The 26,974-nt window shown below is 50.3% G+C and carries 15 protein-coding genes; 5 read left to right on the forward strand and 10 right to left on the reverse strand.

The window, feature by feature from the left end; all coding sequences use genetic code 11:
* Positions 1 to 51: 51 nt before the first annotated feature.
* Complete coding sequence (locus tag GFB57_RS21180; protein ID WP_003021981.1) at positions 52 to 1,296, forward strand: mechanosensitive ion channel family protein; 1,245 nt, start codon at positions 52 to 54, stop codon at positions 1,294 to 1,296.
* A 54-nt stretch (positions 1,297 to 1,350) separates the two neighbouring features.
* On the opposite strand, the gene pheP is transcribed toward GFB57_RS21180, so the two are convergent.
* Both pheP and GFB57_RS21190 read right to left on the reverse strand, forming a co-directional pair.
* Positions 1,351 to 2,745: a phenylalanine transporter gene (pheP, locus tag GFB57_RS21185; RefSeq protein WP_003021979.1), complete on the reverse strand. Its 1,395-nt coding sequence runs from the start codon at positions 2,743 to 2,745 to the stop codon at positions 1,351 to 1,353.
* Between the two features lie 146 nt (positions 2,746 to 2,891).
* Complete coding sequence (locus tag GFB57_RS21190) at positions 2,892 to 3,977, reverse strand: YncE family protein (RefSeq protein WP_003021976.1); 1,086 nt, start codon at positions 3,975 to 3,977, stop codon at positions 2,892 to 2,894.
* A gap of 299 nt (positions 3,978 to 4,276) precedes the next feature.
* On the opposite strand from GFB57_RS21190, the gene GFB57_RS21195 reads away from it, so the two are divergent.
* The 3 genes from GFB57_RS21195 (at position 4,277) to GFB57_RS21205 (ending at position 16,182) form a co-directional block, all read left to right on the forward strand.
* Positions 4,277 to 5,452: a DnaJ family molecular chaperone gene (locus GFB57_RS21195; protein ID WP_003021972.1), complete on the forward strand. Its 1,176-nt coding sequence runs from the start codon at positions 4,277 to 4,279 to the stop codon at positions 5,450 to 5,452.
* 616 nt (positions 5,453 to 6,068) lie between these two features.
* On the forward strand, positions 6,069 to 6,647 hold the full coding sequence (locus GFB57_RS21200; RefSeq protein WP_003021971.1) for a LuxR C-terminal-related transcriptional regulator: 579 nt from the start codon (positions 6,069 to 6,071) through the stop codon (positions 6,645 to 6,647).
* Between the two features lie 196 nt (positions 6,648 to 6,843).
* Positions 6,844 to 16,182 (forward strand): autotransporter outer membrane beta-barrel domain-containing protein, encoded by a 9,339-nt coding sequence (locus GFB57_RS21205; RefSeq protein WP_008319945.1) that lies wholly within the window; start codon positions 6,844 to 6,846, stop codon positions 16,180 to 16,182.
* Positions 16,183 to 16,334: 152 nt separating this feature from the next.
* Here GFB57_RS21205 and GFB57_RS21210 read toward each other — a convergent pair whose 3' ends face one another.
* The 6 genes from GFB57_RS21210 to rclA form a co-directional block, all read right to left on the reverse strand.
* Positions 16,335 to 17,102, reverse strand: a complete 768-nt coding sequence (locus tag GFB57_RS21210) for an EAL domain-containing protein (protein ID WP_003021969.1) — start codon at positions 17,100 to 17,102, stop codon at positions 16,335 to 16,337.
* A gap of 100 nt (positions 17,103 to 17,202) precedes the next feature.
* Positions 17,203 to 17,784: a helix-turn-helix transcriptional regulator gene (locus tag GFB57_RS21215; RefSeq protein ID WP_008319941.1), complete on the reverse strand. Its 582-nt coding sequence runs from the start codon at positions 17,782 to 17,784 to the stop codon at positions 17,203 to 17,205.
* Between the two features lie 21 nt (positions 17,785 to 17,805).
* Positions 17,806 to 18,501 carry a hypothetical protein gene (locus tag GFB57_RS21220; RefSeq protein WP_003021965.1) on the reverse strand — a complete coding sequence of 232 codons (696 nt, stop codon included), beginning with the start codon at positions 18,499 to 18,501 and terminating at the stop codon, positions 17,806 to 17,808.
* Between the two features lie 577 nt (positions 18,502 to 19,078).
* Positions 19,079 to 19,639: a reactive chlorine resistance membrane protein RclC gene (gene rclC, locus GFB57_RS21225; RefSeq protein WP_003021961.1), complete on the reverse strand. Its 561-nt coding sequence runs from the start codon at positions 19,637 to 19,639 to the stop codon at positions 19,079 to 19,081.
* An 11-nt stretch (positions 19,640 to 19,650) separates the two neighbouring features.
* Positions 19,651 to 19,881 (reverse strand): reactive chlorine resistance periplasmic protein RclB, encoded by a 231-nt coding sequence (rclB, locus tag GFB57_RS21230; protein ID WP_003021959.1) that lies wholly within the window; start codon positions 19,879 to 19,881, stop codon positions 19,651 to 19,653.
* A 170-nt stretch (positions 19,882 to 20,051) separates the two neighbouring features.
* Positions 20,052 to 21,377 carry a reactive chlorine resistance oxidoreductase RclA gene (gene rclA / locus GFB57_RS21235; RefSeq protein WP_003021955.1) on the reverse strand — a complete coding sequence of 442 codons (1,326 nt, stop codon included), beginning with the start codon at positions 21,375 to 21,377 and terminating at the stop codon, positions 20,052 to 20,054.
* 236 nt (positions 21,378 to 21,613) lie between these two features.
* Between rclA and rclR the strand changes: the two genes are divergently transcribed.
* Positions 21,614 to 22,468 (forward strand): reactive chlorine-specific transcriptional regulator RclR, encoded by an 855-nt coding sequence (rclR, locus tag GFB57_RS21240; RefSeq protein ID WP_003021953.1) that lies wholly within the window; start codon positions 21,614 to 21,616, stop codon positions 22,466 to 22,468.
* A gap of 51 nt (positions 22,469 to 22,519) precedes the next feature.
* Here rclR and GFB57_RS21245 read toward each other — a convergent pair whose 3' ends face one another.
* Positions 22,520 to 25,663 carry a CusA/CzcA family heavy metal efflux RND transporter gene (locus GFB57_RS21245; protein ID WP_290366901.1) on the reverse strand — a complete coding sequence of 1,048 codons (3,144 nt, stop codon included), beginning with the start codon at positions 25,661 to 25,663 and terminating at the stop codon, positions 22,520 to 22,522.
* 11 nt (positions 25,664 to 25,674) lie between these two features.
* Positions 25,675 to 26,967 carry an efflux RND transporter periplasmic adaptor subunit gene (locus GFB57_RS21250; RefSeq protein ID WP_003021947.1) on the reverse strand — a complete coding sequence of 431 codons (1,293 nt, stop codon included), beginning with the start codon at positions 26,965 to 26,967 and terminating at the stop codon, positions 25,675 to 25,677.
* Positions 26,968 to 26,974 lie beyond the last annotated feature (7 nt).

Here is a 26,974-nt window from a genome sequence, read left to right on the forward strand (position 1 = left end):
ATAAGCTCCACACAGCGGTCATCATAGACCGCTGTTTATTAAGGAGACGTTATGCAGGAATTGATATCTCAGGTAGAAGAACTCGGCATTGAAATAAATCACACCACTTCGCTGGTGATGATTTTTGGCATTATTTTTATCACCGCCATTATTGTTCACGTTATTTTGCACTGGGTGGTATTACGCGCATTTGAAAAACGCGCCAGCACCAGTTCCCGTCTGTGGTTGCAAATTATCACGCAGAACAAATTATTCCACCGCCTGGCGTTTACGCTGCAAGGTATCATCGTCAATATACAGGCTACACTCTGGCTACAAAAAGGCAGTGAAGCGGCAGATATATTAGTGACCTGCGCACAGCTGTGGATCATGATGTACGCCCTGCTGTCCTTGTTTTCTCTGCTGGACGTTATTCTCAACCTGTCACAAAAGCTCCCAGCCGCATCCCAATTACCCTTAAAAGGTATATTTCAGGGTATCAAACTGATCGCCGCCATCCTGGTCGGGATCCTGATGATTTCCCTGCTGATAGGTCAATCGCCGGCAATACTGATAAGCGGTCTGGGTGCCATGGCAGCCGTGCTAATGCTGGTATTTAAAGACCCGATTCTCGGTCTGGTGGCCGGAATACAGCTCTCGGCCAACGACATGCTTAAGCTTGGCGACTGGCTGGAAATGCCGAAATACGGTGCAGACGGTGCTGTTATCGATATTGGTTTAACCACCGTCAAAGTGCGCAACTGGGATAACACCATCACCACGATCCCCACCTGGTCACTGGTATCAGACTCTTTTAAAAACTGGAGCGGAATGTCGGCTTCAGGTGGTCGGAGAATTAAACGCAGCATCAGCATTGATGCCACCAGTATCCATTTTCTTGATGAGGATGAGCGTCAGCGACTGCATAAAGCACACCTGCTGAAACCGTATTTGACCACGCGTCACCAGGAAATCAACGAGTGGAATCAGCAATTAGATGCGCCTGAATCGGTATTGAATCACCGCCAAATGACCAATATTGGTACCTTCCGCGCTTATCTGAACGAATATTTGCGTCATCACCCGCGTATTCGCAAAGATATGACGTTAATGGTGCGCCAGCTTGCGCCAGACGATCACGGATTACCAATCGAAATTTATGCTTTTACCAATACGGTGGTCTGGCTGGAATATGAAAGTATTCAGGCTGATATCTTCGACCATATCTTTGCCGTGGTCGAAGAGTTTGGCCTGCGCATTCATCAGTCGCCTACCGGAAACGATATTCGCGCACTGTCTGGCGCGTTTCAGCGTTAATCTGCAGAATAGATAAATCACCGATCTCATCACCAGGATGAGATCGGTAGAAACTTAGCGGGACTTACGACGCAGCAGTTTAAAGGCCACAAACAAGAAAATGATCCACACTGGCAGCAGGATAGCTGACAGGCGCATCTCATCCATCGTACACATCAGCACCAGGATCATGCCAAGGAAAGCAATACACAGGTAGTTCCCTGCTGGATACAGCAGCGCTTTAAACTGTGTGTCACGTCCTTTGCGACGCATCGCCGCCCGGAATCGCAGATGTGCCAGGCAGATCATAATCCAGTTCAGCAGCAGCGTCGCCACCACCAGCGCCATCAGCAGGCTAAAGGCCTTTTGCGGCAGCACATAGTTGATCAGTACCACCAGCGACGTAATAGCACCGGAAAGGATCAGTGAATTAACCGGTACGCCGCGACGGCTGACGCGGGTTAAGAACTTCGGTGCGTTCCCCTGAACCGAGAGACCAAATAGCATACGACTGTTAGAGTAGACGCCACTGTTATACACCGACAGCGAAGCCACCAGGATGACAAAGTTCAGCGCAGAAGCCACCACGTTGCTATCAAGATTATGGAAAATCATCACAAACGGGCTGCTGTTGGATTTCACTTCCACCCACGGGTATAGCGCCAACAGCACCACCAGAGAACCGATGTAAAACAGCAGAATACGGTACACCACCTGGTTTACCGCCTTTGGAATGCTTTTCTGCGGATCCTGCGCTTCCGCGGCGGTAATCCCGATAAGCTCCAGCCCGCCAAAGGAGAACATAATCACTGCCAGCGACAGAATTAATCCGTTCCAGCCGGTAGCAAAAAAGCCGTTGTAACGCCACAGATTATCGATGCTTGCATGTTCCCCGCCGTTACCGGAAAACAGCATCCACACGCCAAAACCAATCATGCCGATAATGGCCAGCACTTTAATCAGTGCAAACCAGAATTCCGTTTCGCCATACAGACGTACGTTGACTAGATTGACGGCGTTGATGATCACGAAGAATGCCGCGGCCCAAATCCAGGTCGGGACATCGGGCAGCCAGTACTGCATGTAGATCCCGGCCGCTGTCAGTTCCGCCATACCGACCAGCACAAACATCACCCAGTAGTTCCAACCGGACAGAAAACCCGCGAACGGTCCCCAGTATTTATAGGCAAAGTGGGCAAAGGATCCGGAAACGGGTTCTTCCACTACCATTTCGCCCAGTTGACGCATAATCAAAAAAGCGATGATCCCGGCCACACCGTAACCCAGTAACACCGCAGGTCCCGCCATCTGAATAGCCGGGCCAATGCCTAAAAACAGGCCCGTACCAATTGCACCGCCCAGTGCAATTAACTGAATATGGCGGTTTTGCAACCCTCGTTGAAGCGTCGGCTCATTTGTTGACGCGGCATCAGACACGCTGGTGTCAGATGCAGTTGACGCGTTTTTCACGCCCTTCCCCTGTGTCGTTTTTATTGAAGGGGCTTCTTTTAACATTTCAACCTGGTTGTCGCAAGGCGCAATCGATTGGATACGCCGGGCTTCCTTGCCCAACGCACCGAGGCTCTGCAGAAAAACAATAGAAAGAAGGCGAGTTGTTATTGTTTATTCAGGTCAATACGTACCACGTTATCTGGCGCAGAGGTGGAGTGGTCTTTATTAAATTTCTGTTTCACGGTGACAAACAGGGTTTGCCCATCTGCCGAGAGCAGCAGGCTGTTGGGGTTAGGCGGTAAGTCCCAGCTTTTCTTCACACTGTAGTCGGTCGCATTCAGGCTGAGTAATTTCCCTGAATCACGCTGGGTAATATAGATTTCGTTGCGTTTTGCGTTGAATTTCACCGCCAGCGAATCACCCACATCCAATTTTTTCAACAGCTTACCGGTATGGATATCCAGCACCAGGGTGGTCTTCGCTTTCGAGTTGTCGGTAACAAACAAGCGACCCGTTTGCGCGTCCTCTGCCATATTCAGCAGCAGCGCAGGTTGTTCCCCCAGCGGCTGCCAGCGTTTCTCAACACGCTGATTACGCGGGTTGATGACAAGAATTTCACCGCCGCCGTTAGCCGCATAAATTCGCTGCGTCACGTCGGAATAATGCAGTCCGGTCATCCATTTACCCGTATTTTTAATGCGGGTTTTCAGTGTCAGGGTTTCAGCGTCAACCACCCAAATCACCGCCGGATCCGCCACGGCGCCAATATAGAGCAAGCCGTTATGCAACAGAACCTGACGTGCACCGTACGGGAACCCTTCTGGGTTACGTTCCGGGAACAATACGCGATTTTTCACTTTACCGTCAGCGGTATTCAGCGCGCTCAGGCCGCCATCCAGTGAGTTGGTGACATACACCGCTTTACCGTCCGGCGAGATAGCCATACCAAAGTTTTTCATATCTGTATGACTCAAGCCGAGCGTTTTAAGCGTTTTCGGATCCAGCTTGTAAACCACACCGCCCTGCACATCTTTAAATCCTTCGGCGCTGGCTACGTACAACGCATCCCCTGCAGGGTTAAGCGCCATTTCATATAACCCAGCCGCCAGCGCGCGTTGCTGTACATCGGTGACGGCAGGTTGCGTTGTTTTTTCCGTAACGCTGGCGTTGCTGGCTGGCGTGGTATGCGGCGCACAACCGCTTAACGCCGCAATAATCAGCAATGCCAGCGCGGATGTTGTTTTTTTCATTGTAGGGATCCTTACCAGAAGTAATACAGAGAGCTAATAACAAAGGAGAATGAGAACTATACGCATTATCTTTACTGAATCAAGAATAATTACCCGAGAGTAAAAAACATGAAACAGAGGTTTGAAGATGCAGACAGGTGCGCGCGACTTCCGGTTTTTCATAATTACAGTGAATTATTCTGGACGAAAAGGCATCGCAGGCCACAGAATGCGCTTTACTGTTTTTCTAACATTTTCAAACGGGTGAACCTGTTGTACTTCAGCCACTCGTTTTTTAGCCAGGCCAGGCAACGACTGTCATGAATAAGATCATCAAACGACTGGAAATCGTCAAAAGCGCTATTGAACTGGAAGATGAGGAGATTATTTTCCAGCAGGTGGCGCATCTTAAAAATGAACCTTTGTCAGTCGTACCTGGCACCATTGTGCAGGCGATCGAAGAACGACGTTTTAGTGATGCCCTGCGTGAAATCTCGGCCTGGCTGCAATCTCAACGGGCAGTCTCTACGTGGCAGGATCCAGCCATTGCCGCCAGTAAGCTGGAACTCAAAGCGCTCGAAACACAGCTGCGTGACCTGATCGATAAGCGCAACACGCGCATTCAAATCCTCGATGATTTCAACGATCTGTATCACCTTCGTCTTGGACCGCTGATGAGCCGTATTCTCGAACTGCGTAAACAGCTCGCCGCCAGCGCCCAGCGCAAACAGGAAGCGGAGCGAAAACGTCGGGAAAAAGACTATCAATCCTGCCAGCACTATATTTCCCAGGCTGTTGATCAACTGGCCAGGCTCAAGCAGCACTGGATGAATCAGAATTCAGATTCGCGCGAATCGGTGGAAACACGCCAACGTATTCAGCAACAAACGGAACTGATTACCGCCCTGCTGGCGGAGATTCGTGAGTTGGAAAACGACTTTTCTCGCCAGGACGACAGCGCAACCCGTCAGGCACAGGAAGAGGCCAGCCATGAATATGATGAATATCAGGAGCAGCAGCAGGATGCGCAGCATCGTTTTAGCCGTGACCAGCGGCTTTCCTCTGATGAACGTAATGAGCTAAAACGCCTGTGGCGTCAGGCCAGCCGTCTTTGCCACCCGGACGTGGTAGCCGATGATCTGAAAGAGAAAGCGCATCAGATGATGGTGCAGCTTAACCAGGCACGTCAAAATGCCGATCTTGCCGCCGTCCGGGCGCTACTGACTCAATTGCAAAGCGGCCTCGAACCGATGATGGCGAGTGACCGATTGAACGATTTGCAGCATTTACGCAGCAAAATACAACAGCTCAGAGAACACATTAACGCGCTGCTGAAAGAGATTACCGAACTGGAAGCGGAGAACGCCTGGCGGCTTGCCACCTCCGTGACAGATAAAGAGGCCTACTTCTCCGATCAACAACGGGCGCTTACGGAAATCCGCAATACGCTGGAACAACAGGTGCAACAGGTTGAGCAGGAGCTGTTGGCGGGCTAAGCGCTATCGCTAGCGCATTAAGACAAAATGACACCTGCAAGCCAGATTTCAACATTAGGCACAAAAAGACCAAAAAAGGATAAAACACTAATCACTTGCTTTAACGTAGAAATATCATCTGGAATAATCCTATTTTTAGCCGATAGGTGTAAATTCGGCAATATTTCCCTCTTCTCCTAACCTTCCACCTCCTACGTCCTGGCCAGGATTAAGAATTCTCCTATCCTCAATTAATCCCATGAAGAAAAATGAGTATCTTATTGAAATTAAAGCCATTACATATAAATACCTTTCTTTAACCCTAGGAATACCCTGCCTTTATACAAACCTCCTTCTTATTATTATCCCGATCCATAAGCGAAATCTATCAATCATTTACTCAGAGCTGAAATAAACGATTTATCTTAAATTTTAACAAAGTGTAATATCCACTTTAAGGATAGTTAATGATTCTAATTAATACAGAGAATTTCTGTTTGATCTGGAATTAATAAGGATACGTTCACAGCACAGAACGTTATACGAGATTTAATTAACATTTCACGCGTCGCAAGAAACTCTTTTTTAACCTAAAAAAAGAGGCGACTGCTTGCACCAAAATTTCAAGGAGATCGTTATGTCAAAAGCTATTTTTTTGGGTGACTCAATTTACCCTTGGCTAGGCATGCGAGAAATCCTACGTGGCTCATCATTATTTATTGATATCACGTACTACTCCTCCCAGACACTTTCTGCTGTCAAAATGCTCCCTTATGAAACGGATTGCATCATCATTAATCCTGACAAATCAGATTTTTTAAAATATGCCAGGATTATCCGCAACATGGCTTTACGACCTGTCACCAAAATTATTGTTTTGGCAGATGAAGCTACCTTTGCCATTTTTCAAACCGTTTGCGGGAAGAACATGCAATTTCTCGATCAAGACACCAGCCTTGATCAGCTATTACAGACCGTCACACGTATCACGCAAAACAAAAAACAACAAAGTATCAAAGAACTACACACAAAAATTACAGCTAACGAATTTAACGTAATGATGATGCTTGCCCGAGGATGGTCACTGACACAAATCGCCGGGGCATCACAAAAAAGTGAAAAAACCATCGGGGCGTACAAAAGCAATATTGCCAGAAAACTCGGCAAAAATAACATCCGGCTCAAGTACACCATTTCCCACTATAGCCAGCCGTAACTGACTTATTTAAGGACAATTATCACGGTTATTATTTAAAGAGGTTTTCTTTCGACTCGCTTTTTTAATTCCGCATCGCACGGAAGGGAACCCTATTTCCAAAATCCATTACCGGGTAGCACATCCGCGTGCCAACCATAGCCAACAACTCAACGTATTAACACATACATAACAGGAATGTAGACAAGGGTTATATATGAACAAAGTTTACAGCATTATTTGGAACGCGGCGCTCGGTATCTGGGTGGTCGTTTCTGAATTAACGAAAGGAAAGAAAAAAAGCAGCTCGCGTAAAACTGTCGCCGTACTGGCAGCTGGCGCATTAAGCGGTGCTTCATTGCTGGCTTCTGCAGCCCAGATTACCGCAACGGGTGAACACGATATTCATGAAGACTTCAAGACAGGTATTTCCGCTGGGGTTTATGAGGGTATCCACGACTACGGCTTCTTATATGAAGATAACACCACCGGTCAGGCACTGAATATCAGTGGTGCAATCCCAACATTTAGCCCGGGTCAAAGCGGCGTTGTTGAATCAACCACTATCCGGGAACTGCTGGAAAGCGGCAAAATCACCCTGCTGGCGACCAGCCCTGACCAGAGCGTAAAAACCATTACCAACTCTGAAGAACTGGCGGAATACTTGACTTACAACCAGTCGTCAACGCCTTCGCAGAGCACAGAATTTGATATCAACGATCCGGCGTTTCCCGGCGAAAAAACAACTATCAAAGTCTTTGATACCAATGAGTTAAATGGTTTTCTTACCGAAGCGCAAGTCGGCGATGCGGTATTAAACACCTTTGATGCTCAGAAATCAGAAATCTATAAGCAATTTGGTATCGCCCTGGCGACAAATGGCTCCATTGCGAATCTGAATATTGGCGACGACACCCTCAATGTGCGTGACAAAGCCAATACCATCGAATTGCTGGCAAAAGATTCCTCGCTGCTGGAAGCGCAAGGTACTGCAAGCCAGGTGAACTGGCAGTCAGATAACTATATAAAATTTAACGCAGCCCCGGTGATCCCTGAAAAAACGTTCACCGGTTCAGCGCAAACCTCCGTGTTTGGCGATGAATTTTCGCTGATGACCTATGGCTATGACGAGGATGGCAAGGTCGTCGAAACCGGGGAGCGCACATTTACCATTACCAACACACAAGAACTGGCCGAATTCAATGACTGGCTGTTGGGCAAAAGCGACGACGCGGCACAAAACCCTGATGGTGAAAAAGTCAGCCAAATCCAGCTGTGGATAGATGCGGAGGAAGTCACAACCGTCACCGCAGCACAAACAAAGTACGCCGAGCTGATTGAAAATCTGCTCACCTCCGGTAAGCCAGCTGACATACTCAGCTGGGATTACGACGTCTGGACCGACGGTTTGTCACATACCAACAACGCGACCGCTGGCCGTGGTGAGTTACATGCCATCTATGCCAACGGCGCAGGCACCTCCGGCACCTTGAACAAAGACGCGATTATTGCCGTTGACGGCAGTATTAATGGCGTGATGAAAGCCATTAATGGTGGGATTATCACTAACCTTGGCGAGCTGAACGCATTACGCACGTCTACCGGGCAAAGCCTGGCGATTGGCATGCTGGCAAAAGACGCGACGGCAACCAACAACGGGATCATCAACTCCGGGCTGTTTATTGATAAAGACGGCAACCAAAACGTCAACAGCTATGGCGCATTTGGTATGCAGGGGCAAGGCGCCAGTCAAATCACCAACGAAGGTACCATCAACCAGGCGATCACCACCGATAACTTCGGTACCGCTTCTGCCGCCGATCCCTGGAGCAAGGACAAACCCACTGACTCGCTGACGCTGGCCATTGGTATGCAACTGTCTGACAATGCGCAAGGGGTCAACAACGGCGATATCAACGTCGTGGACGGGCGCAAAAACGGTGCATCCTACGGCAGCGGCATCGCCTATGGCGTAGAAGTCGCCGACAACGCCACCTTTACCAACAGCGCAGGTGCCTCTATTTATCTTGGCCGCAACGCAAGTGATCCGTCTAAAGATGTCACCATGGCAGGTGGTTCCAGCCTGAGCGCCGGGATCATGACCAAGAGCGCCAAAGAGGTGATTAACAACGGCCTTATCACGCTGGGAACCGGCGTACGTAACGCCGCGGGTATGCTGATTGGTAACGCGACCGGCAACGTCATCAATACCGGTAATATCGTGATCAATGGCGATTCCAGCGCGGGGAGTAGCAGGAACTACGGTATCACCGTGCGTGACAGCGGCGCGGAAAATAATCAGGAAATTCGCAACGACGGCAAGATTAACGTCAACGGCACCAACAACGTCGGCATCCACGTCAGCGCAACTAACAAAAATGCCGAAGCCACGACCAGCGCTTCAGGCTCTATCGTAGTTGATGGTGAAGGTAGTGTCGGTAACCGTAACTATGCCGTCTGGGCTGAAGGTGGCAAAGATGGAAAGGCAGTGGTCAACGTCTATTCCAACATCACGCTAAACAAAGCCGGGAACATCGGCGTACACGTGCGTGATAACGCCGTCGCTAACGTCGACAGTCTGAGTAGCCCGGCATTCAACAGCACCGATCAGATTGGCTATTACCTGTATGGTAAAGGCGCAACTGCGAATATTGGTCAGGCGGTAATGAATGACAACGGGCAAGATCGCACCACCATTTTCCGTATTGCCAATGGCGCAATGCTGGCCGGTAACACCACCACTCCTGACGGTCAGCCCAGCTCAAACCTTGACCTGACCTTAAGCGGCGAACAGTCCGTTGGCGTATTAGCGACGGGCACAGGCAGTAGTGTGGATACCGGCGAAGCCACGTTCACCGTGCAGGGCACCGACTCCGCCGCGCTGCTGATTGAAGGCGGTGCCACAGGTAACATCAGCGATAAAACCACCATCAATTTAACCGGTGAAAGAACCATTGCCGGGGTAGTGGACGGTCAGGCTCATCAGTTGAATGGCAACGCAGAAGGTAGCGCCACTCCGACCATCCTCACTTCAAACGCAAAAATCACTTCAGAAGCCAGCGGCAACAAGGTTATTGCCTATGTGGCAAGGAACCAGGGCAGCCTGATCCTCGATACCCAGGCAATTATCGATCTTGCCAGCACCGACAGCATTGGTGTTAACGTGCAACAAGGCGGGAGTTTAACCAATAACGCGACCGCTGCCTTACATGTGAGTAACGGCATTGGCGTACAAGCTTCGGGTTCGAACGCACAGATTAAAAAATTGGGTCAGATTCAAGTTGATGATGGAACCGCAGGGGTTCTGCTGACCAACGGCGCCAGCCTGAGTATTACCGGTAATGCCGGTGATGCCATCACGACTAATGGTTCGGCCGATGGTATTCGTCTTGATACAGGAGCCGGTAAGCTGGCTGCCAAAGGGGTGATTATTAGCGCCGAAGGTACTGGTGCTGGCATTCAAAACGACGCCAACAATACCGATATCACACTCAACGATGTCACTATCAATGCCAACGACGGTCCGGGGATCCGTACCAGCGTCGCGTTAAACATGAAAGATGGCCTGAATAACATTCTGAACGTTAACGGTAAAGGTACCGGCTTCGCCTTTGAGCAGCGCAATGGTGACGCAGTGACAGGCAATCTGACCATCGGCAAAGGCTATACCGTTGAGGTGCATAACAGCGAAGGCAGCGGTATCCGCGCCAATACGGACGGTAAGGTCACCACCAATGCCGATATCAACGTCTACGACAGCGCAGGTGGTTCTGCAATCATCGCTAAAAATGTTAGCGCAATAGCCAATAGCGGAAAAATTATCTCTGCCAGCACCACCGCACCCGTTATTGATGCCAGCGGTGACAGCAATAAAAAAATCACCAATACCGGTACCCTTCAGGCTATCAACGATACAGCAGTGGCGATTCAATCTGGCAAGGGCAATGACACCATTGATATCAGCCAGGGTATCACCAGTGGCGTCATCAACACCGGAGAAGGCAAGGACACCTTTAACTGGCAAAGCGGAACCTTTGCGGGCGAGGTGAATTTCGCCGGAACCGGCGGCAACAATAAAGCCAACATCGGCAATGTGACGCTGGATAAAACGCGCCATATCACTACCGAAGCCGGCAGTGGCAACGCCCTCACCTTCACCAATACACACGGTAACAGTGCGAAAATTGGCAGCCTGAGCAGCGATAACCTGACCACCGGTACCAACATCGGCACGGGTTGGGACTCACTGACCATTAGCGGTTCAATTGCAGATATGCGCATCGTCGATCGTCTGCAACTGGCAAGTAAAACCATTGCGGTTACCAATGGCGCAACGCTGCGTACCGGCGATCACGGCGAGTCCACCAGCACTGCCGCGACCATCGCTGACTACAATGTGACGACTCAGGGTGCAGGCAGCCGGGTCATCTTTGACACGCAGGGCGATACGGCGGCTGCGCAGATCTATAACGGCGTCATCAGCGGTGATGGGAAGTTTGAACGCGCGGCGGGCGGCACTACTGTCTTTACCGCCAACAACACCTATACCGGCTCTACCACTATTGATCAATCTGGTACGCTGCAGTTGGGTGACGGCGGAAATACAGGCGGAGTCAACGCCGTGTCTGACATCATCGACAATGGCATACTGGCGATTAATCGGGCCAATAATGTGCTGCTTGGCGGCGTAATCTCCGGGATCGGTGCGTTACAGCAGATTGGTAACGGTATTACTCGCCTGACGGGCAATAACACCTATACCGGCGACACAACCGTCACCAGCGGTACGCTACTGGTGAAAGGTAATCAGAGTGCTGCGACGGGTGTGACCAAAGTAAGCGGTACGGCGACGCTGGGGGGTAACGGGGTGATCGGCGGCGACGTGCTGATGAACGATGCCTCTACCCTCAGCGCCGGTGACGGCGGTGCGGGTACGTTATCCATTAACGGTAATCTGCAGCTTGGCAGCAAAACGACCTCCGCTTTCGAACTGGGTCAAGCCTATACGCCAGGCGGCGCGCTAAACGATCTGATTAACGTCGCAGGCGATCTGCAACTGGACGGGACTCTGGACGTCACCACTTCACAGGGCGGTAACTTCGGGCCGGGCGTGTACCGTATCTATAACTACGGTGGCACGCTGGATAACCAGACGCTGGAATTAGGCGCGATACCGAATAGCCAGGATAAGAGCAATATTTTTGTTCAGACCTCCATCGACAAACAGGTCAACCTGGTGAATGCCAACGGCGTTACCCTGCAGTTCTGGGACGGCGCAACCGTTAATCAGAGCCACGGCGCGTCGGGCATTGAAGGCGACAGCAAAATTGACGGTGGCGATGGCAAATGGATGGCTATCGGCAGTCAGGGTGATAACAACTGGACCACCGCAACCGGTGAAGGTAACGCCCCTTGGGCACAGAAGTCCTTCGCCGTCTTCACCACCAAAGGCGGTACCGTTACCGTGGATAACGCCGCGGGAGAAGTTAACTTCTCCGGAGCACAGTTTGATGCCGATGGCTATGTCGTTAAAGGCGATGCGCTTAACGCGTATGCCACCACGGAAAACGCGACCCACGCAGGCCAGACGCCGGGGACTGGCGAACTACTGGTGCGCGTTGGCGCTGGTGGTGCGGGGCAAAACTATACCGCGACCATTGAGTCCGTTATCCGCGAGGCCAGTACTGCTGACAAGCTGACGCTGGTGAAAACCGACCTTGGCCGTCTGATCCTCAGCGGTGACAACGAATATCGCGGCGGCACGCGCATTGATGGCGGCACGTTGCAGATCTCCTCCGACAGCAATCTCGGCCAGAGCGGAACTGACCTGGCCATCAATAACGGTTCAACGCTGCAACTGGGCGCGAACCTGACCAGCAATCGCACCATTGAGCTGGGAGCGAATGAGAATGCTGCGGTGTTTGACCTTAATTCGCACCACTTCACGCCAACCGGTGAGATTACCGGCGAGGGTAAACTGAAAGTTACCAGCAGCTCTAGTGATGCGGGCAGCACCTTGTCGCTCGACCGCGCAAACAGCTACAAAGGCGACACCGAAATTGCCGGTACCGGAAACGCCAACAATGTGACGGTCAACGTCAGCAAAACCGGAGCCTTTGGCAGTAATGAAAGCAGCACCGTGAACGTCAATAAGGGTGCGACGCTCAATGTCAGCGGGACAGATACCAGCCTGAAATCCCTGACTATGAACATCGCCGACAGCCTGTTAACGCTGGCGGATAACGTCACCGCCGCAAGCGCAATGCTGAACCTGACGGGCACGGCGAAAGCGGTGTTAACCAACAACGCCAGTGCGGGCAACGCGACGGTTAACGTGTCAAAAGAAAGTACCCTGGCGCTGGAAGAAAATGCCAGCGGGGGCAATGCCACCGTGAATAACAGCGGACTGATGACCTTTGCTGACTATGCGATGGCAGAGAACACCGTCGTTAAAAACCTGGTGGGCGGTAAGGTCGATATCAGCGCAGTCGACAGCGCAACGTCTATCGGCTCGTTGTCCGGCGCGGGTAATGTCGAACTGGGCAATAAAGAACTGTCGCTGGGTAATCTGCATCTTGATGACACCATCAGCGGTATTATCAGCGGCAACGACGGCAGCCTGGTGAAAATCGGTGACGGTACGTTGACGCTGACCGGCGATAACACTTACACCGGCACCACGGACGTCAATGAAGGCGTGCTGCTGGTCAACGGTAATCAGTCTGCGGCTACCGGCCAGGTGACGGTGAAATCCGGGGCAACGCTCGGCGGTAACGGTATTATCGGCGGCGCGGTTGATGTGCTGGACGACGCGCATATTACCGCAGGTGCAGCTATCAACAGTGTGGGTAAACTGACTACCGGTTCTCTGACGCTCAGTGATAACGCCCAACTGGATTATCAGTTTGGTCAGGCTTATACCCCGGGCGGTGCCTTCAACGACTTGATTGACGTAAATGGCGATCTGACGCTCGACGGTAAGCTCAACATTGAAACCTCACCAGGCGGAAGCTTTGATGTGGGCGTTTACCGCGTCATCAACTACACCGGCACATTGACCAACAATGTGATGGATATTGCTAACGCACCGGAAGCAGCTGACAGCCTGTACGTGCAGACATCGGTGAAAAATCAGGTCAACCTGGTCAACCACGCCGGACTGACGCTGCGCTTCTGGGACGGCACCGGCGGTGAGAATGGCGAGTTGAAAAATAACGGCGTCATCAACGGCGGCGACGGTATCTGGCAATCCAGCCAGGGTAACGACAACTGGACTACCGATGAATCGACGCCAGAAGGCGCGTTGAACGCACCGTTTACCGATGCCGCATTCGCCGTCTTCCAGGGTGAAGCGGGCAACGTAACCGTCGATAACAGCAAAGGCGATGTCATCATCAGCGGCGCGCAGTTCGCCACCGATGGTTATCGTGTGGGCGGCGAAGCCATTACCACCGACACGGCAAACACCCTGATTCGTGTCGGCGATGGCACAGTAGACGGCGCCAGTTATACCGCCACTATCGACAGCGTTATCCGCGGTACCGGCGGCCTGAATAAAGGCGATCTCGGTACGCTGATTCTCACCGGCGACAATACTTACAGCGGTGGCACCACCATCACCTCAGGGACACTGCAGGTGGCGGGTGATACCAACCTGGGTGCGGCAGATACGGGAATTACCTTTAATGGCGGTACGCTGAAGTATGGCGAAGCGTTTGATACTGCCCGTCAGGTGACGCTGGAATCCGGCGGCGGGACATTCGACACCAACGGGCATGACGTTTCTCTGCTGACGGAAGTCGAAGGTAACGGTCAACTGACCAAAACCGGTAAAGGCTCCCTCACCCTGACGCTGGATAACACCTACACCGGTGGCACCACCATCGAACAAGGTGTTTTACAACTGGGTAACGGCGGTGATATTGGCAGCATTCAGGGGGATATCATTGATAACGGCGTACTCAACGTCAATCGTGGCGATACCCTGGCGCTGACCGGCAATATCAGTGGTAAAGGCCAGTTGCATCAGACCGGTAGCGGCATTACCGAGCTGCAAGGTGAAAACAGCTACAGCGGCGCTACGTTGATCGCCAACGGCGTGCTGCAAGCGGGTAATACCAACACCCTGAGTAGCGCATCACACCACTATGTAGTCGCAGACACCACGTTGAACACGCAGGGCTATAACCAGACGGTAGCGGGCCTGAGCAACGGTGGCGATGTCTCGCTCATCGGTCAGCAGACTGGCACAACCTTAACCGTCAAAGGGGATTACACCGGCGAAAAAGGGACTATCAACATGGCAGCTATCCAGAATGGTAGCGGAGCAGGCATTGCCGACCGTCTGATTATCGATGGCGGTAAAGCCAGCGGTAGCACATTGCTGGATATCGATGGTTCTGGTCTTGGCGCGCCGACCATTGGGGATGGTATCGAAGTGGTGACTGCGCTCAATGGCGCAACCACAACCGCGCAAACGTCGCGGGATGCCTTCCATCTTGCCGCCGATCGTATGGCTGCAGGTGCGTTTGAGTACCAACTACATGCGGGTAATGCTCAGGGCCAGGGTGAAAACTGGTATCTGAGAAGTGAATACCGTCCAGAAACCATGCTGTATTCTGGCCTCGCCAGCGTAGTACGTCAGGGTGATATTAGCCTGTTAGGTAACATGCACCAACGTATGGGGGACGAGGTTAAACCGGGCATTGATGAAGACAATCGCGCCTGGGCAAGAATGATTGGCTACTCCGGTAAAACCAAACTGGATGATGCGGCCGGTACGCAAACCAGCTCCCATACCATGGGTATCCAGGTCGGCGTTGATATGTATGCTAACGAAAGCTGGAAAGCCGGGATGTATACCAGCATCCTTGATATCGACAGCAACGTGAAAGGCACGAAGACAGGCAGCGATGGCAAAGGCGGTAACATCGACGACAACGCATTTTACGTCGGTGGCTATGCGACCTGGTTCTCGGGTGACGGTATGTATGTTGATAACGTCCTGCAGTACGGTAATCATAAATCCCGCCTGGCGGCGACCGGTAACAACGGCTCGTATACCGTCAGAGGCAACACGCTGACGGCGTCGACAGAGGTGGGTAAATCGTTCCGTTTAGGCGCCAGCGCATGGAGTCTGGAGCCTCAGGCTCAGTTGATCTACCAGTACAGCGACTTTGATAACAGCACGCTGGATGGTGTGACCCCAACGAAAGTGAAAATGGATACCGCAGACTCCTTTACCGCGCGTCTGGGCGTGCGTCTGGTCGCTGACTATGACACCAACCATGGCAAATTCCAGCCGTACGGCAGGGTTAACGTCTGGCAGGGTCTGGGTTCAAAAGACAAAACGCACTTTAGCAATGCGGTAGCCACCACTACGCTGGAATCTTCACAGCAGTACTCCAGCACTGAAGTTGCAGCCGGCCTGTCATGGTCTATCGACAGAAACCTGCAGGTCTACGGTGAGCTGGGTACGCAATTCAGCAACGGCGGCAGTAAGTCGCAGGTCGAAGCGCCGGTCAATGCCTCTATCGGCTTTAAGAAATCGTTCTAAGCTGACATAAACTCGCCAGCCTCCTGTTCAGCAGGGGGCTTTTTTTTGCTTATAGTATTACAGGGGTGGCTGATGCGCGACGCGTATCAGGCCTACAGACTTACCAGCAACGTGGAACAATCAAGGGATTGGGAAACGTAAATACGGAAGGATTAACGATTATATTGCGCTAAGAGTGAAGGGATCTCTTGTGCCTGCACCGGGGGAGAAATGAAAAAGCCTTGAATTTTGTCACAACCAATCTGCATCAACCGGTCCAGTTGGGACTGGGTTTCCACCCCTTCGGCAAGAACTTCGATACCAAAATTATGCGCCAGTGAAATAATACCCTCAACAATCTTTGTCGATCGGGTGTCGGGTTCAATACCAGTGACAAATTCTTTATCAATTTTTAAGGTATCAAAAGGATATTTCAACAGGTAATTAAGATTAGCATGCCCGGTTCCAAAATCATCAAGCGCAAGCTTGACCCCTATCGCCTTTAATTCCGTCATATTTTTAGCCGCAATCTGACTGTCGTACAGCGGTGACGTTTCGGTGACCTCTATTTGGCATCGATGGACCGGCAATCCGGAGGTGGCAAGATTTTGTCTGACGCGTTGGGGTAACAGAGGATCGCAGAATTCAAGCGCGGAAATATTGACGGATAATACAATGGGGTCAGGCCAGGAAGTTGCAACATCCCACGGAGAGTGAGTAACCATATCTTCAATTGAAATAATATTGCCGCTATCTTCCAGTAACGTAATAAAAACATCGGGAGAGATCATACCCATCTGAGGACTATTCCAACGCATTAATGCTTCAAATCCGCTTATACACTGGGCATGTAAGTTGAAAATAGGCTGATAAACCATATAAAGTTGACTGGTATTCAAAGCCTTTTCAAGCGCGGTTAGCACCTCACTGGAATTAAACATTCCCCTATCCCTCTACAAATCATAACATTAAAAACCAGTCAAAATCACTCCCGAATTGTATCTACTATTAGGTGTATTACATCAGAAAAGAATGGTCAGGTTAGGGTAAAAAAGACATACGATGGGTAAATCTGACAATTAACTTATTTAAATCAGAGGTATTGGTCAGGCCAAGCTTGGCGACGACTCTCATCTTATGTGCCTGAATCGTTTTATAGTTCAGGCTAACTAACTCAGAAATTTCTTTGGCTGTATAACCACTTACCAGTAAGTTCAGGATCTGCTGCTCTCTTTCGGTTAATCTTTTCTGCGAACGATACAGTCGGGGGTTCCATTTCCCGACTGATAATGTCGCCAATTGACCAAAATCACGCAATGAAGATTTTTCAGTCAAAACTATTATTTTTTCGACATATAATAACTCTACGCATAATTTCGCCACCAAACTATCAGCAACAATCACCACGACGTTATTATAAAATTTGAATCGGTTTTTATTCAAAAACTGAACAATGTCCGAACACGCATGTTCATTATCGATGATATTAAAAACCATGGTTTGATGCTGGCATAATGATGACTGATGCAACATATCCTCAAACTGGAATGTTTGTATCGGTACATGTTTGCTGGTGAGGTAGGCAAACATACCATTGCCCACAAAATTATCACTGCCACACATCAACATCCTGTTCACCGTTCCTTATAAGCTTCTAATCTTGTTACTCATTAAAAATTTAATAATAATTTTCTCGACTTCAGTCTCTTCACGACGATTTTTAAAATCAAACTCACACGAGATCTGATGACAGGAATACAACTGGTTATCCTCATCAAACTCATTGATCAGGACGACATCGATCACTTTTAAGTCCAGTTGTAAACTGCCAAATGTATCGAAATCCAGAGATGCATTTTTAATCACCGCATCTTTATAAAGAAAACGGGCGTTTACATCTTTAACGATTAACGCACAACCACCCTGCGAGATATTTTTGATCTTGAAAGAGTAGTTTTCTCCATTTTTGTAACGACCAAAACAGAAAAAGTCATACCCCTTCATGAAGGAAAAACGCTGATTTTGTCTCTGCTGGGCAAAGAAAATCAAATCCGGTATGAGGTAGGATAATCCTACTTCTGCACCTGCTGATGGGGTTTGCTCGAATCTGGCACTAAATTTCACAATCCCGCTTTCGCTGTGCAGGATAAAGTATTGGACCTTTTCAGGAACAATGTCTTCGTGCCAGGAGATAACAAACCGCTCGAAATCAACCTTCTCTAACTGCGTGATAACGCTACTGTTTTCACATAACACTTCCAGTTTCGTTTTCTTGTGCAGCTCTTCACGAAGGGTAGCTATGATTTCAAACTTATCTTCCTTTGCTAATCCAAAGCTCATTCTAAAACCCTTATTTCCATATTTAAGATATGTCCCGCGTTTGGTGACTCACAAAACGCGAGATCAGCATCCACCCCTGGTGCTTAATTACCATAGTGGATTCCATGTCGAACAGTTGATTAAAAATTAAGTTTTTAACTATCTTTAGCCATTTATTGATACGTAAAAACATTTAATCAAAGTTAATTCTAGCTGAAGTCATGCCTAAAACCATGCGAACGTGTTGTTTAATTATAACAAAAGTGAATAACAATCTTTTTTAAAGTGTCATTTTGAGATAACAAATAGCAAGAATTGTACAGAAAAAAACAGAGAAAAATGAATGGGTTTTGATGGAGGAACTACGCAATATGCGAACTGGTGCGCTATCGAAAGAAGAAAGAAGATGCTTACTTCACTATATTATTAATAAGTAATATAAGTCCGACTGGTTATTGTGGCAAAGCGAATCATTGTATTTCATGTATAGCATAAATTTCCCTTAGGGCAGAAAAAAGGCCAGCGTCCTGCTGGCCCGGTAATTACCGAATCGAACTATAGTGGCTTACTGTCTTGCAGAGGGTACAACGTTAAAAAATCAATACTTTTGCTTAATAATTGATCGGGAAGAATCCGCGATGATCATCACCGCTCCCGCCAACATTAACGTATCTTTTAACACCAACCGCCCAGCGCCTGACAAGTACGGAAATCCGTGGTGTAAATCACCCAGCGGCATCACCCATGCTTCTGGTGTAGTTATTAAAAATGATAAAGTTACAATTGGTGTGGCAAATGCCAGAACGCCGCCAATTAATCCCAGCCAACGGCTAACAGGATTAGCCAGCACCAGCAAAGCGATAAGAACTTCGACTACGCCCAGGCCATTTGAGAACGTATACGTGTTATTCGCCGTCTGCCATTCACGAGCCTGCGGTTTGAATTCACCTTCGTGGGTTAAATGTTGTTTGTATTCTTCTGGATGCTCATAAAAAAATGACATTACCGGACTATTGGCGACAAACGGCGTAATGCTGTCGGCTTCGTAAGGTACAAATTTTAATAACCCAATCCAGATAAAAACAATCGCGATACTCAGGCGAATCAAGGTTAATCCAACCCTATCACCTTTGCCCAATATACGAAGATATTTTTCCATTCCGGCTCTCCTCACTTGTACAAAATTGCCGTTGCGTGAGTGCTGCTATCAATGCGCATTGAGGTAATTTTCCAGGAAGTCGCTTTCTTTTCCTGTGCCAGTTTCGCAATGGCATCTTCCACCACGGAAGGAGTGCCAGACACAGCTGATACGCTAACGTGGGCAACCTCGGTTTGCGCTAACACGGAAAATGTCACCGGAGCAGTCAGTAATGCAGTCATTAGTAACGTAGTTTTAAACATGTTCATTTCTATTCCCATTAACAAGTTATTTCAGTGGAAATATAATAAAACATGTCACTTTATTTTATTTCATCCGTAACGCCAAAATAGCTGTCAATTAGTATCAGGAAGTATAAAAACAAATAAAAAAGCCCCACGCGGGTGGGGCAAATATGTAGACTACGCTATTATTATTTAATGAGAGAAAAGAGATCGTTTAGTGATTCGCTCATGCTTGGATGGGTAAATATTTGGTCACGCAATGTGGTATAAGGTAACCCCGCATCCATAACCGTCTTGATGATATTAATCATTTCATGAGAATCCACGCACAGCAGCGACACACCTAATATTTGTTTCGTTTCGCTATCCACCACCGCTTTAAGTACGCCACGGGTATCATTCATCACCCGCGCACGCGGGATAGCCGCTACCGGCAACGTCACGACCTGCAACGCCGCACCACTGGCGCGAGCCTGTTCTTCAGTCATTCCGACGCGGGAAAGCGGCGGCGTCATAAAGACGGAATATGGTACATTTTGACGATCACCCGTGTTACGTAACCCCTCGCCTAGCAGGTTGTCGCGTACAATACGGAAATCATCCAGCGAGATATAGGTAAATTGCAATCCACCAGTGACATCGCCCATTGCCCATATGTTATCTGCCGAGGTACGTAGATATTTATTTACAATAATGGCACCGCGGTCGTTTACATCCACACCCGCATTCTGCAGCTGCAGATTTTCAGTCGCCGGTTTGCGACCCGATGCCACCAGCAGCACATCCACCGTCTGGGTACCTTCCGGCATGTGCAGCTGTACTGCACCATCGTGAGAGGAGACCGACTGCACGTTGGCATTGAGGATCAGCTCAACGCCTTGGTCGCGTAAAATGTTGGCGATAGTGTCAGCAATATCCCGGTCTTCACGAGGCAAAAACTGCGGAGCTGCTTCATAAATAGTGACTTTGCTACCAAAGTTGGCAAACATCGATGCGAATTCAACGCCGATATACCCACCGCCCAAAATGCCCAGACGCTCGGGACGTTGCGTCAAATTCAACAACCCGGTGCTGTCAAATACGCCAGGCGTCGTGGTTAATCCCTCAACGTTCGGAATCGTTGACTGGGCGCCAGTATTAATAAAGATTTTCTCGCCGCTCAGTTCAACCTCACCTGTTGGCTGCACGACCCGCACTGTATGGTTATCAATGAATTCAGCACGACCTTCAATCACATCCACGTTCTCCAGATCGGCAAGATTGTGGAAGTTTTTATCGCGCAGAAAACTGACAACGGAGGTCTTGCGCTGCATCGCTGCGGCAAAGTCATGCTGAAGTTCAGCATCGTGTACCAGGGTTTTGGTGGGAATGCAGCCGATATTGATGCATGTCCCACCATACATGGTGTTTGACTGTTCAATAATCGCTACCCGCCAACCCGTTTTGGCCAGTGTTGCCGCCAGCGTTTTACCCGCTTTACCAAATCCGATAACAATCGCCTGATACTGATTCATGCTGTCTCTCCGCCATGTCACTGTTCGTTTGTTGAACTGAATTATAGGTTTAGAGATGCACGAACAATGTATCCATAACGCGCCAATTACTGTTAGATCGTCTAAAAAGCCACTCTTTCCCTTCCACTCAACCTATTGAGTAATTAAACTAACACCATAAAATTATTAATAAAGTTATGTGTTATAGCGTTGTTTTCATCTCAATTAGCATTAGCAAAAACTGCCCAGGAGTCTTCATGGATGCACTTAGCCGATTACTTATGCTTAACGACCCGCAGGGCTCGATTGATCAAAACTGCCTGTTGAGCAGGGACTGGCAACTGCCGCATGCGGCGGGTGAACTGTCCGTTATTCGCTGGCATACGGTAACCCAGGGATTCGCTCAACTGGATATGCCTGACGGAACATCTTCCACATTACGCCCTGGAACAATAGTCATTCTGCCGCAAAACTCCGCGCATCGTCTGTGCCAGACAGGGGAAGAACAAACGCATATTGTCTGCGGGAGCCTGCGATTACAGGCATCTTCACGCTATTTTTTAACCGCGCTTCCGGAAGTATTATTACTGGCGCCTGAGGAGAACAGCCCCGTCAGCCATTGGCTGAAGGCCATGATTGCGCTAATGCAGGAGGAATACATCAACGACCTGCCTGGCTCCAGTATCGTTTGCAGCCAGCAATGCGCTACGCTGTTCGCGTTAACCGTTCGCGAGTGGCTCGCCCAGTCGACACCCGCTAAAAATGTGCTGAATTTACTGCTGCACCCCAGGCTTGGATCCGTTGTATTCATGATGCTGGAGTCACCGGCTTTTGCCTGGACCGTCGAAGAACTGGCAAAACGAGCACATATGTCACGGGCCAGCTTCGCACAGCTATTCCGTGAAGTATCAAACTCCACGCCGCTGGCGGTGTTAACCGCGCTGCGCCTGCAGTTCGCAGCCCAGATGCTGTCGCGCGGTACACAGCCGTTAATCGTTATTGCCGAGTCGGTGGGTTACGCCAGCGAATCGTCGTTTCATAAAGTCTTTTTACGGGAATTTGGCTGCACGCCGGGCGAGTACCGCAAACGCGTGAAAGCGTTGACGGTATAACGCAACGCCTGCTTCGGCAGTAAAACCGAGGCAGACGAGCGCTTCAGGGCATTACTTTTGGTGGCGATGCCTGTGCAGCCACATCAGCTTATAAGCGGCCGGAATAATGAACAGAGAGAGCAATGGTGCGGTGATCATGCCGCCAATCATCGGCGCGGCTATGCGGCTCATGACTTCTGAGCCAGCTCCCGTCCCCCACAAGATAGGTAACAGACCCGCAATAATCACCGCCACGGTCATCGCTTTCGGGCGCACGCGCAGCACAGCACCGTGATATAACGCTTCATCCAGCTTATCCGCCGTAAAGGTTTGCGGATTTTCCAGCGCGGGTTCGGCTTCAATAGCGTGGCGCAAGTACATCAGCATCACCACGCCAAACTCCGCAGCAACACCGGCCAGGGCGATAAATCCGGTTCCGGTTGCAACCGACATATGGAACCCCATCCAGTAAAGGAACCAGATGCCGCCCACCAGCGCAAAAGGCACACTGGTGATAATCAGCAGCGCTTCACCAAAGCGACGGAAGGCCAGATAAAGCAGAACGAAGATTATCATCAGCGTCATCGGCACCATCAGTTTGAGCTTATGACTGGCGCGCTCAAGCAGCTCGAACTGCCCGGAAAACGCCACGCTGGTCCCCGGCTTTAACTGTACGTTTTCAGCGATCGCTTTTTTCAGATCGTTCACCACTGAGACCATGTCACGATCGCGGGCGTCGATGTAAATCCAGCTGGTTGGTCGCGCATCTTCGGTTTTCAGCATCGAAGGCCCCGAAACCACCGTCACATCGGCGACATCCGCCAGCGTGATTTGCTGTTTCATGGGCGTCAGAATGGGCAGATTACGCAGCGCTTCCGGGCTATCACGATAGCTCTGCGCATAGCGAAGGTTAATCGGATAACGTGCAATCCCTTCCACAGTTTCGCCGACCATTGCGCCTCCGACCGCAGAGGTGACAAACAGTTGCACCGCGCCGACGGTCATTCCGTACCGGGCCGCTTTCTCCCGATTAATATCCACATTGATATAGCGCCCCCCGACCAGGCGTTCAGCCAGCGCCGAAGAGACGCCCGGCACGTTTCTGGCCACCTCTTCAATTTGCTCCGCCGTGGCGTCGATATCTGCCAGAACGTTACCTGACACCTTAATGCCAATTGGGCTTTTGATCCCCGTAGAGAGCATGTCGATACGGTTACGAATCGGCGGAACCCACAGATTCGCCAGTCCCGGCAAGCGTACGGTTTTATCCAGCTCGGCAATGATTTTGTCCATCGTCATCCCCGGACGCCACTGGTCCTGCGGCTTCAGTTGGATCGTCGTTTCAACCATTTCCAGCGGTGCTGAGTCTGTTGCGGTTTCTGCCTTACCTGTTTTACCAAACACGCGCGCCACTTCCGGAACGGTCATGATCAGCTTGTCGGTTTTTTGCAGCATGTCCGCTGCCTGCGCCGCTGAGATCCCCGGCAATGTCGAAGGCATATACAGCAGGTCGCCTTCGTTAATCTGCGGCAGGAATTCGCCACCGACTTTATTCAGCGGGTAGATAACCGTCAGTATTGAAAGCACCGCCACCAGAATGGTGGTCTTGGGCCAGTGCAATACCTTCAGCAATAGCGGATGGTAAATACGGATCAGGAAACGGTTAAGCGGGTTGCTGCTTTCTGCAGGTATTTTTCCGCGGATCCAGAATCCCATCAGGATCGGAATAACCACGATGGCCAGAAACGCCGCACCTGCCATGGCATACGTTTTGGTGAACGCCAGCGGCCCGAACAGTCGCCCCTCTTGACCCTCAAGCGTGAAAATAGGGATAAACGACAATGTGATAATCAGCAAGCTGATGAACAATGCCGGGCCGACTTCTACCGAGGCGTCAGTAATGACCTTCCAGCGCGTTGCGTTATCCAGCTTTTCATGCGGATGCTGATGCCCCCACTCTTCCAGCCGCTTATGGGCGTTTTCAATCATCACGATGGCGGCATCGACCATCGCCCCGACAGCAATGGCAATGCCCCCCAGCGACATGATATTGGCGTTCAGCCCCTGGAAATGCATCACGATGAACGCGATACACAGCCCCAGCGGCAGGGAAATAATCGCCACCAGCGCAGAACGCAGATGCCACAGGAACAATGCACACACCAGCGCAACAACGATAAACTCTTCCAGCAGCTTGTAGCTCAGGTTATCAATGGCGCGGTCAATGAGCTGACTGCGATCGTATGTTGTAACTATTTCTACGCCTTCCGGCAGGCTACTTTTCAGCGTATCGAGCTTGGCTTTAACCGCGGAGATCACCTCACGCGCATTTTTACCGGACCGCAGAATAACCACCCCGCCCGCCACTTCGCCTTCGCCATTCAGTTCGGCGATCCCACGGCGCATTTCCGGCCCAATCTGTACGCGCGCCACATCGCGCAGGTAAACAGGTACACCGTCAGCCCCTGTTTTCAGGACTATATTATTGAAATCATCGAGCGTTTGCAGATATCCACTGGCGCGGACCATATATTCCGCTTCAGCCATCTCAACAGATGAGCCGCCCGCTTCCTGATTCGACGTATCCAGCGCCGATTTCACGTCCGCCAGACTGATGCCATATTGCGTCAGCTTCATTGGATCAATAACGACCTGATACTGTTTAACCACGCCGCCTACCGAGGCGACTTCCGCCACGTTGGGAATCGTTTTTAACTCATACTTTAAAAACCAGTCCTGAAGAGAACGTAATTCCGCCAGATCGTGTTTCCCGCTGCGATCCACCAGCGCGTACTCAAATATCCAGCCGACACCCGTGGCGTCCGGTCCCATTTCCGCGCTAACGCCAGCCGGCAATTTTCCCTGAACCTGGTTGAGGTACTCCAGTACGCGCGAGCGCGCCCAGTAAGGATCGGTACCATCTTCGAAAATGACGTACACGTAGGAATCGCCAAACTGCGAGAAACCGCGCACAGTTTTCGCGCCCGGTACCGACAGCATGGTGGTGGTCAGCGGAAAGGTCACCTGATTTTCAACAATTTGCGGCGCCTGACCCGGATAGCTGGTTTTGACGATCACCTGAACATCAGAGAGATCGGGCAGCGCATCAACCGGGGTATTGATGATGGTCCAGGTTCCCCAAATACTGAGAAACAGCGCCCCCATCATCACCAGAAAACGGTTTGCCACCGAGCGGCGGATAATCCATTCAATCATTTATCATATCCTCAGTGTGAATGGGTAGCCTGGGCTGGCATGGCGGCTGCGTCTTGCGTCTTACTGTTCTGGGCGCGCATACGGTCCAGTGCGCCAGAGATATTCGCTTCGGAATCAATCAGGAACAGACCGCTGGAAACCACTTTTTCGCCTTCGGTCAGGCCGGAGCGGATAGCCGTCAGCCCTTGAGATTCATGGAATACCGCAACCTGTTTCGGCACAAATCGGCCTTCGTTATCAACGGTGATTACCCGCTGCTCGGTACCCGTATCAATTAGCGCTTTAGACGGGATCAGCAGCATTGGCTCGCTTTGTGTTTTCAGTTGCAGGTAAGCATTCATCCCGGGCTTGAGCGCCTCGTCAGGATTATCGACCTGTAAACGGAGCTGGAGCGTACGCGTGGTAGCATCAACGCTGGGTAAGATACTCCACTTGCTGATGGTGAAAGGCTTATCCGGCCAGGCAGGCACGGTGATGGTAAATTGCGAGGCGTCTTTAATCAGCCAGGCGATAGATTCCGGGACCGACGCGCTGACCCATACCGGGTCCATACCCTGAATTTTCGCGACCACATTGTCTTTGGAAATGTTCATACCCGTACGCAAATCGAATGCGGTGATCACCCCATCAATAGGCGCTTTCAGGGTAAAGCGGGTCTGAATTTTACGCGTCGATTTTAAGCGCTGAATATCCGCTTCAGGCATTCCAGCCAGACGTAATCTTTCCAGAATTCCTTCCACCTGCGTCGCGCTGCCGCCAGTTTCTCGCAGCAATAAATATTCGCTCTGCGCCTCAACCCAATCAGGAATAGTCAGGTCGATCAGCGGCGCGCCTTGTTTAATTTTGTCCCCCACGGTCAGTGGGTAAACCTTCTCGATAAAGCCCGCTGAGCGTGCCTGGACAATAACAAACTGGTATTCGTTATAACTAACGTTGGCCGGAAAAGTTTGCGCGTAGTGCAGTGGTCCACGACGCACTGGCTCTGTTTTCAGCCCCAGGTTCTGGGTCTGTGTAGGATCGATGCGCACGCCTGGTGATGACGCGTTCGCGGTCTCTTCATCGGCATATTTCGGGATCAGATCCATATCCATAAATGGCGATTTACCCGGTTTATCAAAACGCGTGTTTGGGTACATGGGGTCGTACCAAAACAACACTTTTCTGGCTTCTTTTGGCGAAGCCTGCCCGGTTTCAGCCGTTGCTTTTGCGGATGAATAATAAGTATAAATACCGACAGAAATAACCCCACCGGCAATCATGCCAGCGAGAATAAGCGCGGTATTTTTAATATTTAAAGACGCCATAGTGATT

This window comes from Citrobacter sp. S39 (assembly GCF_009495675.1).
In the GTDB taxonomy this organism is placed as follows: Bacteria; Pseudomonadota; Gammaproteobacteria; order Enterobacterales; family Enterobacteriaceae; genus Citrobacter; species Citrobacter freundii.